General features: G+C 73.5%; 13 protein-coding genes, 1 tRNA gene and 2 pseudogenes. 11 read left to right on the top strand and 5 right to left on the bottom strand.

All coding sequences use genetic code 11. From position 1 onward, the window contains the following. Positions 1 to 745 precede the first annotated feature (745 nt). The 3 genes and pseudogenes from G1H19_RS08115 to G1H19_RS24865 all read left to right on the top strand — a co-directional run. Positions 746 to 988, top strand: a complete 243-nt coding sequence (locus G1H19_RS08115) for a helix-turn-helix domain-containing protein (RefSeq protein ID WP_152729857.1) — start codon at positions 746 to 748, stop codon at positions 986 to 988. Between the two features lie 74 nt (positions 989 to 1,062). Continuing rightward, entirely contained in the window at positions 1,063 to 1,362 is a 300-nt protein-coding gene (locus tag G1H19_RS08120) for a hypothetical protein (RefSeq protein ID WP_152729858.1), read from the top strand. 256 nt (positions 1,363 to 1,618) lie between these two features. Beyond that, positions 1,619 to 2,134, top strand: a pseudogene (locus tag G1H19_RS24865) (site-specific integrase); the annotation flags it as partial. A gap of 152 nt (positions 2,135 to 2,286) precedes the next feature. On the opposite strand, the gene G1H19_RS08130 reads toward G1H19_RS24865, so the two are convergent. Further along, a tRNA-Ala gene (locus G1H19_RS08130) sits at positions 2,287 to 2,359 on the bottom strand. Between the two features lie 216 nt (positions 2,360 to 2,575). Between G1H19_RS08130 and G1H19_RS23060 the strand changes: the two are divergent. Next, positions 2,576 to 3,628, top strand: a pseudogene (locus G1H19_RS23060) (glycerophosphodiester phosphodiesterase family protein). A gap of 49 nt (positions 3,629 to 3,677) precedes the next feature. Here G1H19_RS23060 and kdpC read toward each other — a convergent pair. From kdpC to kdpF, 4 genes are read right to left on the bottom strand one after another with little or no spacing between them, the layout of a single operon-like run. Continuing rightward, a complete protein-coding gene (kdpC, locus tag G1H19_RS08140; protein WP_152729859.1) occupies positions 3,678 to 4,289 on the bottom strand; it encodes a potassium-transporting ATPase subunit KdpC in 612 nt (203 codons plus the stop codon). Next, positions 4,289 to 6,355 carry a potassium-transporting ATPase subunit KdpB gene (gene kdpB, locus G1H19_RS08145; RefSeq protein ID WP_152729860.1) on the bottom strand — a complete coding sequence of 689 codons (2,067 nt, stop codon included), beginning with the start codon at positions 6,353 to 6,355 and terminating at the stop codon, positions 4,289 to 4,291. The genes kdpC and kdpB overlap by 1 nt, the downstream gene beginning before the upstream one ends. Continuing rightward, positions 6,352 to 8,013, bottom strand: a complete 1,662-nt coding sequence (gene kdpA / locus G1H19_RS08150; protein ID WP_152729861.1) for a potassium-transporting ATPase subunit KdpA — start codon at positions 8,011 to 8,013, stop codon at positions 6,352 to 6,354. Before kdpA ends, kdpB begins: the two co-directional genes overlap by 4 nt. After that, positions 8,013 to 8,105 carry a K(+)-transporting ATPase subunit F gene (kdpF, locus tag G1H19_RS08155; RefSeq protein ID WP_152729862.1) on the bottom strand — a complete coding sequence of 31 codons (93 nt, stop codon included), beginning with the start codon at positions 8,103 to 8,105 and terminating at the stop codon, positions 8,013 to 8,015. Before kdpF ends, kdpA begins: the two co-directional genes overlap by 1 nt. A 400-nt stretch (positions 8,106 to 8,505) precedes the next feature. Here kdpF and G1H19_RS08160 point away from each other — a divergent pair, with 400 nt between their 5' ends. The 7 genes from G1H19_RS08160 to G1H19_RS08185 all read left to right on the top strand — a co-directional run bounded on the left by G1H19_RS08160 (position 8,506) and on the right by G1H19_RS08185 (position 13,309). Beyond that, positions 8,506 to 8,838 (top strand): hypothetical protein, encoded by a 333-nt coding sequence (locus G1H19_RS08160; RefSeq protein WP_152729863.1) that lies wholly within the window; start codon positions 8,506 to 8,508, stop codon positions 8,836 to 8,838. 100 nt (positions 8,839 to 8,938) lie between these two features. Then, a complete protein-coding gene (locus G1H19_RS08165; protein WP_162392728.1) occupies positions 8,939 to 9,082 on the top strand; it encodes a hypothetical protein in 144 nt (47 codons plus the stop codon). Further along, a complete protein-coding gene (locus G1H19_RS23875; protein WP_268895254.1) occupies positions 9,079 to 9,207 on the top strand; it encodes a hypothetical protein in 129 nt (42 codons plus the stop codon). Before G1H19_RS08165 ends, G1H19_RS23875 begins: the two co-directional genes overlap by 4 nt. A gap of 58 nt (positions 9,208 to 9,265) precedes the next feature. Beyond that, positions 9,266 to 11,824 (top strand): sensor histidine kinase, encoded by a 2,559-nt coding sequence (locus G1H19_RS08170; RefSeq protein ID WP_162392729.1) that lies wholly within the window; start codon positions 9,266 to 9,268, stop codon positions 11,822 to 11,824. After that, on the top strand, positions 11,821 to 12,495 hold the full coding sequence (locus G1H19_RS08175; protein WP_162392730.1) for a response regulator: 675 nt from the start codon (positions 11,821 to 11,823) through the stop codon (positions 12,493 to 12,495). Before G1H19_RS08170 ends, G1H19_RS08175 begins: the two co-directional genes overlap by 4 nt. A 44-nt stretch (positions 12,496 to 12,539) precedes the next feature. Next, the gene (locus G1H19_RS08180) at positions 12,540 to 12,827 is read left to right on the top strand and encodes a helix-turn-helix transcriptional regulator (protein WP_152729865.1); all 288 of its coding nucleotides are present in this window, start codon (positions 12,540 to 12,542) and stop codon (positions 12,825 to 12,827) included. After that, positions 12,824 to 13,309, top strand: a complete 486-nt coding sequence (locus tag G1H19_RS08185) for a hypothetical protein (RefSeq protein WP_152729866.1) — start codon at positions 12,824 to 12,826, stop codon at positions 13,307 to 13,309. Before G1H19_RS08180 ends, G1H19_RS08185 begins: the two co-directional genes overlap by 4 nt. Positions 13,310 to 13,316 lie beyond the last annotated feature (7 nt).

Below are 13,316 nucleotides of genomic sequence, written 5' to 3' on the forward strand. Positions count from 1 at the left end.
AGATCAAGAGGGACACACCTATTGCACCTCGGGTCTCGGAGCTCGTTGTGACGGGTTACTGCAGGATCACGTGCACGGTCGCCGTCATGGGACACAGCGGAAGCCCTTACCGGGCTCGGCGCCTTGAGCTGGGGCAGCAACGGCGCCAGCGGGCTCAGCGGACGTCCATGAGCGAGGCCCGCTCGCCCAAGGCCGGATCCGGCGTCGAGGGGCGAGATCGCCGGACCGCGGCGACAGCCTGCGGATGGTGTGGTGGGCCGATCACACCTGGAGGCCGAGGGCCAATCCCGAAGTGGTGCTCGGCTACCTGTCGGCACCGCGCATGGGAGCAGGCAAGGGCCGCTGCCTCCGGTCTGTCCGCGGTGGAGGTGGTCGAGCGGCGAGTCGAGGTCCAGGTCCCACTCGTGCCCACCCGCCGCGACTGGCCCAGACTGCTCGGTGAGCTCGGCGGCCAGCTTGACGACGGGCGGGTCTACGACCGCGACCTGCCCGCCTTAACGCGGGCACTCCAGCCGGTACTGGAGAGCTACAGGAGACGCGCCCATCTCACCGGCGCTCCCCACGTGCACTGACCGATGCTGCAGCAGCCCCGCAGTGAGGAGCGGCATGTGCTCGCATCTCCAGTCGGCGCGCGGTCACCACTCGTGCGCGCCCGAGAGAAGAACAGGAGATGTTCAGGAGGCCGCTCCCCCACGGTCGTGCAGCAGCCTTCAACTAGCGACGCCACTGATCCGGAGATGTCGACATGGGTGAATCGCAGCCGCACCGGGAGGTCTCGATCGCCGATCGGCTCCTCCTCACGCCCAAAGAAGCCGCGAAGGTCCTCCGCGTCGGCCCCACGACGGTTTATGCGCTCATGAAGAGCGGGGAGCTGCGTCCCGTGCACATCGGCCGCAGCTGCCGGATCTCTCAGGCAGAGGTCGAGCGCTACGTGCATCAGCTTCAGGCTCTCGCCTCTCGTCCACAGCCCTCGCCGGACGCCGCGTGAATCCACTGCGGGCCTGCCCATCGCCCGAGTGCTCGGCGAAACTGAGCCTTCGAAGCAGCGGCGAGGGGTAGCGGATGGCCGGACGCGCGTCGAACGGCGAGTCGACGATCTACAAGGGCGCGGACGGCCGCTGGCACGGCTACGTCTCCGTCGAGTTCACGCTCGCCGGTAAGCTCGACCGCCGGCACGTCAGCAGCACGAGCCGGGGCGTGGTGGTCACGAAGGTCCGCGAGCTCGAGCGCAAGCGCGACTCCGAGATGATCACCGAGACAACCACTCCCACCGTCGCCGAATGGCTCGAGCACTGGCTGACCACCATCGCCCCGCGCCGGGTGCGCCAGCGGACGCTGGAGCTACGAGTCGGCCGTCCGTAAGCACCTGATCCCCGGCATCGGCCGGCACCGCCTCGACCGGCTGCGGCCGGAGCACCTCGACCAGCTCTACACCGCCCTGCTCGACGACGGCTACTCCCCCGCCTCGGTGCTGCGGCACCACCGCATCCTGTCCCGGGCGCTCACCGTCGCGGTCCAGCGCGGACACGTCCCCCGCAACGTCGCCGCACTCGTCGACCCACCCGCCCAGCGCGCCAGGGACATCGCCACCGCCCTCGACCTCGGCGAGGCCCGCGCCGTGCTGCACGCCGCGGCCGGCGTCCGCAACGCCGCCCGCTGGACCGTCGCCCTCGCCCTCGGCCTCCGCCAGTCCGAGGCGCTCGCCCTGCAGTGGAAGGACATCGACCCGCTGGCCGGCACACTCACCGTCCGGCGCAGCATCCACCGGGTCGGCGGCGGCGGGCTGGTCTACGAGGGACCCAAGACCCGCCGCAGCCAGCGCACGTTGGCCCTGCCGCTCCCCCTGCTCGACGCGCTCCAGGAGCAGAAGGCCGCCCAGCTCGGTGAGCGGCTGCTGGCCGGCTCGGAGTGGCAGGACGAGGACCTGGTCTTCGCCCAGCCCAACGGCCGCCCGATCGACAAGAAGACCGACTACGACGACTGGACCCGCCTGCTCCAGGCCGCCGGCGTCCGGCACGTCCGGCTGCACGACGGCCGGCACACCGCCGCCACCCTGCTGCTGAGCGAGAACGTGCACCCGCGGGTGGTCATGGAGCTGCTCGGCCACAGCCAGATGCGCACGACGATGGACATCTACAGCCACGTCATGCCGGCCCTGGCCCGCGAAGCCGCCGACCGGATGAGCGCCCTGCTGCTGCCGGGTAAGGGTGGGCAAACTGCAACCACAACTGCAACCAGAGACGACTCAGGCCGCTCCCCAGAAGGGGAACGGCCTGGTCATCGGGGTGGAGCTGAGGGGACTCGAACCCCTGACCCCCACACTGCCAGTGTGGTGCGCTACCAGCTGCGCCACAGCCCCGTACCGACTCGACTGGTGTGTCCGAGCCGTGGAGAACTCTACATGGCCTGCGGTCGACGGTTGCGGGGGGCCCGGGTGCGCGGCGCGTCGCGCCGGGCGGCTGCCGCGGCCCGCGTGTGTGCTCGCTGCTCGCCCGCGGGGCACCCGACGTCCACCTGCGGTGCGCACCGTGGAACCCACCGCCGCCCATCCTGGGAGACCACCGTGCACCGCAGTGTGAGCACCGCCCTCGTCGGCGTCACGACGCTCGCCGTCGGTCTGTCCGCCGGCACGGCCTCGGCCGCGCCGGGGCGGCCCGGCCCGGCGGCGTTCGACCTGCAGGCGCACCGGGGCGGCATCGGGCTGACCGTGGAGAACACGCTCGCCGCCTTCTCCCGGGCGCTGGACCTGGGGGTGAGCACGCTGGAGCTGGACGTGCAGATCACCGAGGACGGGCAGGCCGTGGTCACGCACGACCGCGACCTGAACCCGCGCACGTGCCAGGACACCGCCCCGGCGTTCCCGGGCGACCCGGAGTTCCCGTACGTGCCCGGCGTCCGGTACGTGAAGGACCTGACGCTGGCCCAGGTGCAGACCATCGACTGCGGCTCGCTGACGCTGCCCGAGTTCCCCGGCCAGGTCGCCGACCCCGGCGCCCGGATGCCGTTGCTGTCCGGCGTCCTGGCGCTGGTCGACGAGCGGAAGGCCCGCTAGGTGCGGCTGAACGTCGAGCTCAAGGTGGAGGCCGGCGCCCCGGAGCAGACCGCGCCGCGGCAGCAGTTCGTCGACGTCGCCGTCCGGGCGATCCGGGACGCCGGGATGCTGCGGCAGGTGACGATCCAGTCCTTCGACTGGGGCACGCTGATGGCCGTGCAGCAGGCCGAGCCGCGGCTGCCGGTGATCGCGCTGACCAACGGGCAGCAGTTCCTGCAGGCCGGCCGGCCCGGGGCCTCCCCCTGGCTCGGCGGCATCGACATCGACGACTTCGGCGGGGACCTCGTTGCCGCCGTCGACTCCTTCGGCGCGGACGGCATCTCGCCCGTGCACGGCGACCCGCAGAACGGCGGGGTGGGCACGCCCGGCTACGTGCCGTTCACGACGGCGCAGATGGTCGACGACGCGCACGCGGCGGGCATGACCGTGGTGCCGTGGACCGTCGACGACCGGGCGACGATGCAGTCGCTGATCGACATCGGGGTGGACGGGCTGATCACCGACCACCCGGACCTGCTGCGCGAGGTGCTGGCCGACAACGACCTCCGGCTGCCCCGGGCGTACCCCGCCCGCTGAACCCCGCGGGCCGCCCCGTCCCCCGGGAGGAGGACGGGGCGGGCGGCCGTCAGCCCGCGCCGAGCTCGCGGTCGAGGGCGAGGTTGAGCTCCAGGACGTTGACCGTGGGGGCGCCGATGAAGCCGGCGTCCCGGCCGTCGGTGGCGTCGGCCACCAGCCGCTGCACCTCGGCGGCCGGCACGCCCCGCTCGCTGGCCACCCGCTGCACCTGGATCGCCGCGTACTCGGGGGAGATGTCCGGGTCCAGACCCGAGGCGGACGCGGTGACCGCATCGGCCGGGACGTCGGACTCCGGCACCCCGTTGAACGCCGCCACCGCGGCCCGGCGCTCGGTCACCGCAGCCACCAGCTCCGGTGAGTTCGGGCCCAGATTGGACCCGCCGGACGCCGTCCCGTCGTAGTCGGCGGCCGAGGGCCGGGACTGGAAGTACCGGGGCAGCGGGTTGCCGGCGGCGTCGGTGAACGACTGGCCGATGAGCGAGGAGCCCACCGGCGCACCGTCCACCGAGACGATCGAGCCGTCGGCCCGGTCGGGCGCGATCACCTGCGCGACGCCGGTCATCAGCAGCGGGTAGAGCAGGCCGAGTGCGACGGTGGCCAGGACCATGGCGCGCACCGCGGCGACGTACTGGCGGCCGGACCGGAGCAGAGGAGCGGACATCACGCTATCCCGGGGATGAGGGAGACGAGCAGGTCGATGAGCTTGATCCCGACGAACGGCAGCACGACCCCGCCGACGCCGTAGACCAGCAGGTTGCGTTGCAGCATCGCCGAGGCCGAGCCCGGCGTGTACTTCACGCCGCGCAGCGCCAGCGGCACCAGCGCCACGATGATCAGCGCGTTGAAGACGACCGCGGACAGGATCGCCGACTCCGGCGAGTGCAGCTGCATCACGTTGAGCTTGTCCAGGCCCGGGAACACCCCGGCGAACATGGCCGGGATGATCGCGAAGTACTTGGCCAGGTCGTTGGCGATGGAGAACGTGGTCAGCGACCCGCGGGTGATCAGCAGCTGCTTGCCGATCTCCACGATCTCGATCAGCTTCGTCGGGTTCGAGTCGAGGTCGACCATGTTGCCGGCCTCCTTCGCCGCCGACGTGCCGGTGTTCATCGCCACCCCGACGTCGGCCTGGGCGAGCGCGGGTGCGTCGTTGGTGCCGTCGCCGGTCATCGCGACCAGCCGGCCGCCCTCCTGCTCCCGGGCGATCAGCGCCAGCTTGTCCTCCGGCGTCGCCTCGGCCAGCACGTCGTCCACCCCGGCCTCGGCGGCGATCGCGCGGGCGGTGCGCTCGTTGTCGCCGGTGATCATCACGGTGCGGATGCCCATCCGGCGCAGCTCGTCGAACCGCTCGCGCATGCCCTCCTTGACGACGTCCTTGAGGTGGATGACGCCGAGCACCCGGGCACCGTCGGGGCCCGCGACGGCGAGCACCAGCGGGGTGCCGCCGGAGGCCGAGATCGAGTCGACGGCGTCGCCGACCTCGGCGGTGACCTCCCCGCCCTGCGTGCGCACCCAGGTGGTGCACGCCCCGGCCGCGCCCTTGCGCAGCTGCCGCCCGTCGGGCAGGTCCACCCCGCTCATCCGGGTCTGCGCGGTGAACGGCACGAACACCGCGCCCGGCAGGTCGGTGCGCTCGCGCAGCCCGTACGCGGTCTTCGCCAGGACGACGATGCTGCGCCCCTCCGGCGTCTCGTCGGCGAGCGAGGCCAGCTGCGCGGCGTCGGCCAGCTCGGCGTCCGAGCAGCCGCCGACGGCGACGAACTCCGACGCCTGCCGGTTGCCCAGCGTGATGGTGCCGGTCTTGTCCAGCAGCAGGGTGCCCACGTCGCCGGCGGCCTCCACGGCCCGGCCGCTCATCGCCAGCACGTTGCGCTGCACCAGCCGGTCCATGCCGGCGATGCCGATCGCCGACAGCAGCGCACCGATCGTGGTGGGGATCAGGCAGACCACCAGCGCGATCAGCACGGTCATCGACTGCTCGGCGCCGGAGTAGACCGCGAACGGCTGCAGGGTGACCACGGCGAGCAGGAAGACGATGGTCAGCGAGCTGAGCAGGATGTTCAGCGCCACCTCGTTCGGCGTCTTCTGCCGGGACGCGCCCTCGACCAGGGCGATCATCCGGTCGATGAACGTCTCCCCCGGCTTGCTGGTGATCTCCACGACGATCCGGTCGCTGAGCACCGTCGTCCCGCCGGTGACCGCCGACCGGTCGCCGCCGGACTCGCGGATGACCGGTGCGGACTCCCCGGTGATCGCGGACTCGTCGACGCTGGCGATGCCCTCGACGACGTCGCCGTCGCCGGGGATCACCTGACCGGCGACGACGACGCAGCGCATGCCGGGCACGAGCGTGGCCGCGGACACCTCCGAACCGTCCTCCAGCACCGCCTGGGTGGTGGTCTTGGCCTTGCGCAGCGTGGCGGCCTGCGCCTTGCCGCGGCCCTCGGCGACGGCCTCGGCGACGTTGGCGAACAGCACGGTCAGCCACAGCCAGATCGCGATCAGCCAGCCGAACACCGACGGGTCGGCGACGGCCAGGACGGTGGAGAACACCGAGCCGACCCAGACCACGAAGATCACCGGCTGCTTGACCAGCCCGCGCGGGTCCAGCTTGCGGAACGCCCCGGCGAGCGCCGGGCCCAGCTGGTCGGCGGTGAGCAGCGACCGGGTGCCCGGGGTGGCGGGCGGGCGGGCCGGCGCGGGGGCCGGCGGGGTCAGGGTGGTCATGAGAGTCCTTCGGCGAACGGCCCGAGTGCGAGCACCGGGAAGTAGGTGAGACCCACGACGACCAGCACGACGGCGGTCAGCAGCCCGGCGAACAGCGGCCGGTGGGTGGGGAACGTGCCGGCGGTGACCGGCGTGCGGCCCTGCTGGGCGAGCCGGCCGGCCAGCGCCAGCACCAGCACGATGGGCAGGAAGCGGCCGAACGCCATCGCCAGCCCGAGGGCGATGTTGTAGAAGTCGGTGTTCGCGCTCAGCCCGGCGAACGCCGAGCCGTTGTTGTTGCCGGCCGAGGTGAACGCGTAGAGCACCTCGCTGAGCCCGTGCGGCCCGTCGTTCAGCATCCCGGCCCGCCCGGCGGAGGTGCCGATGGCCACCGCGGTGCCGACCAGCACGATCGCCGGCGTGGTGAGGATGTACAGCGAGGCCAGGGTCATCTCCCGGCGGCCGAGCTTCTTGCCCAGGTACTCCGGGGTGCGCCCGACCATCAGGCCGGCCACGAACACCGCGATGACCGCCAGCATCAACATGCCGTACAGCCCCGAGCCCACGCCGCCGGGCGCGACCTCGCCCAGCATCATGTTGAACAACGTGACCGCGCCGCCGAGCGGCGTGTAGCTGTCGTGCAGCGAGTTCACCGACCCGGTCGAGGTCAACGTGGTGGAGGCGCCGAACAGCGCGGACAGCGGCCCGCCGAAGCGCACCTCCTGCCCCTCGGTCGCGGCCCCGGCCAGCGCGGTGGCAGCACCCCCGGCGCGCGCCTGGAACAGCGTCAGCAGCCCGACGCCGATCGCGTACAGCGACGCCATGACCCCGACGATCGCCAGGCCCTGCTTGGTGTTGCCGACCATCCGACCGAAGGTGCGCGGCAGCGAGAACGGGATCATCAGCATCAGGAAGACCTGGAGCAGCGAGATCCACGCGCTGGGGTCCTCGAAGGGGTGCGCGGAGTTGGCGTTGTAGAAGCCGCCGCCGTTGGTGCCGATCTCCTTGATCGCCTCCTGCGAGGCGACCGGCCCGGTGGGCAGGTACTGCGAGCCACCGGCCAGCGTCGACACGTCGGTGCCGGCCTTCAGCGTCTGCACGATCCCGGCCAGCACGAACACCACGGTGGTCACCACCGCCAGCGGCAGCAGCAGCCGGACGACGGCGCGGGTGACGTCGACCCAGGCGTTGCCCAGCCGGTCGGTGCCGACCCGGGCGAACCCGCGCACCAGGGCGATGGCCACCGCGATGCCCACGGCCGCGGACAGGAAGTTCTGCACCGCCAGCCCGGCCATCTGCACCAGGTTGCCCATCGTGGACTCGCCGACGTAGCCCTGCCAGTTCGTGTTGGTCACGAAGCTGACCGCGGTGTTCCACGCCGAGCCGGGCTCCACCGCGGCCATGCCATTGTCCAGCGGCAGCAGCGACTGCAGCCGCTGCAGCCCGTAGAGCAGCAGCACGCCGACCGCGGACAGCGCCAGCACGCTGCGCAGGTACACCGGCCAGCGCTGCTCGGCGTCGGCGTCCACGCCGACCGCCCGGTAGACCAGCCGCTCCGCCCGCCAGTGCGCCGGGCTGGTGAACACCCGGGCCATCCAGTCGCCCAGCGGGCGGTACACCGCGACCAGGGCCACGACCAGCAGCGCGAACTGCAGCCAGCCCGCCGTCGTCGCGCTCATCAGAACCGCTCCGGGAACAGCAGCGAGGCCACCAGGTACAGCACCAGCGCGACGGCGACGACGAGGCCGACCCAGCCCTCGACGTCGCTCATCGCCCTGCTCCACAGGAGTCGACCGAGGGGCTCACAGTCGTTCCACCCCACGCACCGCCAGCGTCAGCAGCCCGAAGACCACCAGCGTCAGCAGCACGAACACCACGTCTCCCACGTCCGTCACCCTCGCCCGGTACCGGTGGACGACCAGGTGTCGTCCACGTCCGAGCGGGGACGGTAAGAGCGGTGCGGGGCCGCGGGGGCCGTCTTGACGGGTTCCTGACGGTCCGGCCCGCCAGGTTGACGCCGTCCTGACGCCGGCTCGCCGTCCGGCCACCCGGCCGGGGAGGACGGGTCGCCCCCGGTGCCGTCCGGGCCCCGGACTGCCGATGGTGATGTCGGCTCGTCTTCCCCCCGGGCCACCCCCTGACCCCTACCCCGGCATGACCGGAGGGACCCCGTGCAGATCAGCTCAGGCCACCACGCCGCCCGACCCCGTCACACCCCCGCAGCGGTACGGCGCCGGGGGGTCACCGCCCTGGACCCGGACCAGCGCGGCCCGATCGCCGCGGTCGGCGGGCTGGCCGTCGCCTCCGGCGGCGCCTCGCGCGACCCGGGACCGGACCCCGACCCCGACCCCGACCACGACCCGGACCCGCTCGTCGCCGCCCTGGTCCAGGAGCGGTCGTACGGGCGGCTGCTGGGCCAGGTGACGCCCTCCTACCTGCGCTCGGTGGCGCGGCGGTACACCGAGCACCCCGGCCCGTCGTCGTCCTTCTCGGTCGCCGCCTGAGCGACCCGGGCGTCGGCGCGACGTCAGGGAACCGGGCCCGGGTGTCAAGAACGGGTCAAGACCGTTGCCGCGGGTGCCGCGGCGGGCGCCTGATGGCCGGGTGATTGACCAACTGCTCGTCGTGCTGTGGGGCCTGCTGGCCATCGCCGTCATCACCGCCGCGGGTCGGCTGGCCCGCCGCCCGGCCCGCTCGCCCGGCGCCCGCGCGGTCGTGTCGGGCGCCGGGCGGGAGGGACGGCCATGATCACCGGCACGCTGCTCGGCGCCGTCGCGGCGGGCACCTGGCTGCTCTCGGTCGGGGTCGACCACGTGTACCGGTGCACCGGGGGGCCGGCGCGCTCCGCGCACCACCCGGGCGGGGGATCCTGACGCGACCTTGACGCCCGGGTCCCCCCGCGACGTCGGCGCAGGGGTGATCATGAGGGTCATGGCCCGGGGCACGCTGCGCATCTACCTGGGCGCCGCGCCCGGCGTCGGGAAGACGTTCGCCGTGCTCGGCGAGGCCCACCGCCGGCGCTCCCGCGGGGCCGACGTCGTCGTCGGCCTGGTCGAGACGCACGGCCGGCGCCGCACGATCGAGCAGCTCGAGGGCCTGGAGGTCGTACCCCGCGCCCAGGTCACCCACCGCGGCGTGACCCTCTCCGAGCTGGACGTGGACGCCGTGATCGCCCGCCGGCCGGAGATCGTGGTCGTCGACGAGCTGGCGCACACCAACGTGCCCGGGAGCCGGAACGAGAAGCGCTGGCAGGACGTCGAGCAGCTGCTGGCCGCCGGCATCGACGTGCTCAGCACCGTCAACGTGCAGCACCTGGAGAGCCTCACCGACGTCGTCGCGCAGATCACCGGGGTCACCCAGCAGGAGACGGTGCCCGACGAGGTGGTGCGCCGCGCCGACCAGGTGGAGCTGGTCGACATGTCCCCGGAGGCGCTGCGCCGCCGGATGGCGCACGGCAACGTCTATCCCGCCGAGCGCGTCGACGCCGCGATGGGCAACTACTTCCGGGTCGGCAACCTGACCGCGCTGCGCGAGCTCGCCCTGCTGTGGCTGGCCGACCGGGTCGACGAGGGCCTGCGCCGGTACCGGTCCGACCACGACATCGACCACGTGTGGGAGGCCCGGGAGCGGGTCGTCGTCGCGCTCACCGGCGGGCCGGAGGGCGAGACGCTGATCCGGCGGGCCGCCCGGGTGGCCCGCCGCACCGGCAACGGGGCACTGCTGGCCGTGCACGTGCTGCACTCCGACGGCCTGGCCGGCAGCTCACCGGCCGCGCTGCGCAGCCAGCGGGCCCTGGTGGAGAGCCTGGGCGGCAGCTACCACCAGGTCGTCGGGGACGACGTGCCGGACACGCTGCTGGAGTTCGCCCGCGGCGTGGACGCCACGCAGCTGGTGCTGGGCACCAGCCGGCGCTCCCGCTGGGCACGGGCGGTGCGCGGCGGGATCGGCGGGGAGGTGATCGCCCGCTCCGGCGAGATCGACGTGCACATGGTCACCCACTCCGCGGCCGGGTCGCGGGCGCTGCGGCTGCCGCCGCTGACCGGGTCGCTGACCCCGCGCCGCCGCTGGGCGGGCCTGCTGCTGGCGGTGCTGGGCATCCCGGCGCTGACCGCGGTGTGCCTGGCCGCCGACGCCGCGCTCGGGCTGGCCAGCGTCCTGCTGCTGTTCCTTCTGCTGGTCATCTCGGTCGCGCTGGTCGGGGGCCTGTACCCGGCCCTGTTCGCCGCCGCGGTGGCCAGCACGGTCGAGAACTGGTTCTTCACCGCGCCCACCGGCCGGCTGACGGTGCAGAACGTCGACGACGTGATCGCCCTGGTCGGCTACCTGGTCGTGGCGATCGCGGTGGCCACCGTGGTCGACCGCTCGGCCCGGCGGGCCAGCGCCGCGGCCCGGTCGGCGGCCGAGACGGCGATGCTGGCGTCGCTGTCGCGCTCGGTGCTGGCCGGCAACCGCGGTCTGCCCAGCCTGCTGGAGCAGATCCGGGAGGCCTTCGGCCTGCGGTCGGTGAGCATGGTCGAGCGCGGCTCCGGGCCCGGGGACGGCGAGCGGGTGGTCGGCACCTGCGGCTCGCCCGAGGGGGCCGAGCCGGAGGAGATCGCGGTGACCGACACCCTGTTCCTGCGGTTGTGCGGCCGGGCGCTGACGGCCAGCGACCGCCGGGTGCTGGTGGCCTTCGCCGAGCAGGCCGCGAGCTCGCTGCAGCGCGGCCGGCTCGCCGCGCAGGCCGCCGAGGCCGACCGGCTGGCCGCCGGCAACAGCATGCGCACCGCGCTGCTGGCCGCGGTCAGCCACGACCTGCGCACCCCACTGGCCGGGATCAAGGCCGCGTCGTCGGCGCTGCGCGCGGAGGACCTGGCGCTCACCGAGGCCGACCGCGAGGAGCTGATCGCCACCGTCGACGAGTCCGCCGACCGGCTGGCCGGTCTGGTCGACAACCTGCTGGACATGAGCCGCCTGCAGGCCGGCGCCGTGACCCCGGTGCTGGCCCCGGCCGACCTGACCGGCGTGGTGCACCGCTCGCTGGACTGGGTCGATGTCACCCAGCGGGGCCGGGTGCAGCTGCACTCCCCCGACGAGCTGCCCGCCGTGCTCGCCGACCCCGGGCTGCTGGAGCGGGTCGTGGCCAACCTGGTCGACAACGCCGCCCGGCACGCACCCGACGGCGCGATCACCGTCGCCGCCAGCGCGGTCGGCGGCCGGGTCGAGCTGCGGGTGGTCGACCGCGGGCCCGGGGTGGCGCCGGCCGACCGGGAGCGCGTGTTCGCCCCGTTCCAGCGGCTCGGCGACTCCCCGGCCGGTCAGGGCGTCGGGCTCGGGCTGGCGGTGGCCCGCGGGCTCACCGAGGCGATGGCCGGCACGCTGGACGCCGAGGACACCCCGGGCGGCGGGCTGACCATGGTGCTGTCGCTGGCCGCCGTCCCGGACGAGCAGCCGGCCACCGCACCGGCCACGGCGGCGTCCGCAGCCGTGCCGAGCGGGGCCGCCCGGTGAGCCGGGTGCTCGTGGTGGACGACGACGCCCAGCTGCTGCGGGCCCTGCGGATCACCCTGCGGGCCGCGCAGTACGAGGTGGTGACGGCCACCGACGGCCGGTCGGCGCTGCGCGAGGCCGCGGACACGCACCCCGACGTCGTCGTGCTGGACCTGGGGCTGCCCGACCTGGACGGCACCGAGGTGCTGGCCGGGCTCCGTCCGTGGTTCACCGGGCCGGTGCTGGTGCTCAGCGCCCGGGCGGACAGCCAGGACAAGGTCGGCGCGCTGGACGCCGGGGCCGACGACTACGTCACCAAGCCCTTCGACATGGCCGAGCTGCTGGCCCGGCTGCGCGCGGTGCTGCGGCGCGGGGCCAGCGAGCCCGACGAGCCGGTGGTGCGCACCGAGCACTTCACCGTGGACCTGGTGGCCCGTCAGGTGACCGTCGGCGACACCGTCGTGCGGCTGACGCCCACCGAGTGGGGCCTGCTGTCGGAGCTGGTGCGGGCACCGGGGCGGCTGGTCGGCCAGCGGCAGCTGCTGCAGGCGGTGTGGGGCCCGGCGTACGCCACCGAGACGCACTACCTGCGGGTGTACCTCAACCAGCTGCGCCGCAAGCTGGAACCGGACCCCGCGCACCCCCGGTACCTGCACACCGAACCCGGCATGGGCTACCGCTTCACCCCCTGACCGCCCTGTTGCGCGCTCGATATCCGGCGTAGTAATTTTGCTACATGCCGCCGCGCAAACGCTCCGACGAGCCCGAGCTGTACAACCGGATCGGGCTGCTCCGGGCCGAGCGTGGGATGACCCGGCAGCAGCTGGCCGACCAGGTCGGCGTGCACTACCAGACGATCGGCTACCTGGAGCGGGGCGAGTACAGCCCCAGCGCCACCCTCGCCCTGCGGCTGGCCACCGTCTTCGGTCTCCCGATGGAGGCCGTCTTCTCGCTCACCCCGTTCCGCACCCTGTCCGAGCAGGTCTACGGCGTCCCCGCCCACGTCACGAAGGAGAACCGATGAGCACCACCGACACCCGCGCCGAGCGCCGCGCCCAGCTCCTCGACGACCCACGCTTCGAGCGGTACCGCAACCCACGGTCCCGCCGCTGGTTGGCCGCCACCCTGGTGGGCCTGCTGGTCGCGGAGGCGCTCGTCCTGGCCGTGATCGACCGCGCGCCGGTGCCCGCCGTCATCGCGCTGGGCGTCATCGTGGTGGCCTTCGTGCTGTGCCTGGGGGCGCTGAAGAGCACCACCCGCGGCGTGGAAGAGCTGCCCGGGGAGGTGCTCGACGAGCGGCAGTGGCAGCTGCGGGGGGAGGCCTACGCCCGCAGCTACCGGATCGGGTTCGGGCTGCTGACCGCGGCACTCGCCGTCGTCGCCGTGTGGCTGGTCGCCGACTGGCCGGCCCCGGGCGCCGGGGTGGTCACCGCGGCGGTGCTGCTGCCCTTCCACGTGGGGCTGGTGCTGCCCACACTGGTCACGGCCACCACCCGGGAGCTCTGAGCCGGGG

The sequence above is a fragment of the Goekera deserti genome (assembly GCF_010685995.1).
Lineage (GTDB): Bacteria > Actinomycetota > Actinomycetes > Mycobacteriales > Geodermatophilaceae > Goekera > Goekera deserti.

Coding starts and splice junctions, on each gene's coding strand:
- G1H19_RS08180 (WP_152729865.1), top strand. CDS start 12,540: ATGCCGCCGCGCAAACGCTCCGACGAGCCCGAGCTGTACAACCGGATC.
- G1H19_RS23875 (WP_268895254.1), top strand. CDS start 9,079: ATGATCACCGGCACGCTGCTCGGCGCCGTCGCGGCGGGCACCTGGCTG.
- kdpF (WP_152729862.1), bottom strand. CDS start 8,105: ATGAGCGACGTCGAGGGCTGGGTCGGCCTCGTCGTCGCCGTCGCGCTG.
- G1H19_RS08120 (WP_152729858.1), top strand. CDS start 1,063: ATGGCCGGACGCGCGTCGAACGGCGAGTCGACGATCTACAAGGGCGCG.
- G1H19_RS08185 (WP_152729866.1), top strand. CDS start 12,824: ATGAGCACCACCGACACCCGCGCCGAGCGCCGCGCCCAGCTCCTCGAC.
- kdpC (WP_152729859.1), bottom strand. CDS start 4,289: ATGTCCGCTCCTCTGCTCCGGTCCGGCCGCCAGTACGTCGCCGCGGTG.
- kdpB (WP_152729860.1), bottom strand. CDS start 6,355: ATGACCACCCTGACCCCGCCGGCCCCCGCGCCGGCCCGCCCGCCCGCC.
- kdpA (WP_152729861.1), bottom strand. CDS start 8,013: ATGAGCGCGACGACGGCGGGCTGGCTGCAGTTCGCGCTGCTGGTCGTG.
- G1H19_RS08170 (WP_162392729.1), top strand. CDS start 9,266: ATGGCCCGGGGCACGCTGCGCATCTACCTGGGCGCCGCGCCCGGCGTC.
- G1H19_RS08115 (WP_152729857.1), top strand. CDS start 746: ATGGGTGAATCGCAGCCGCACCGGGAGGTCTCGATCGCCGATCGGCTC.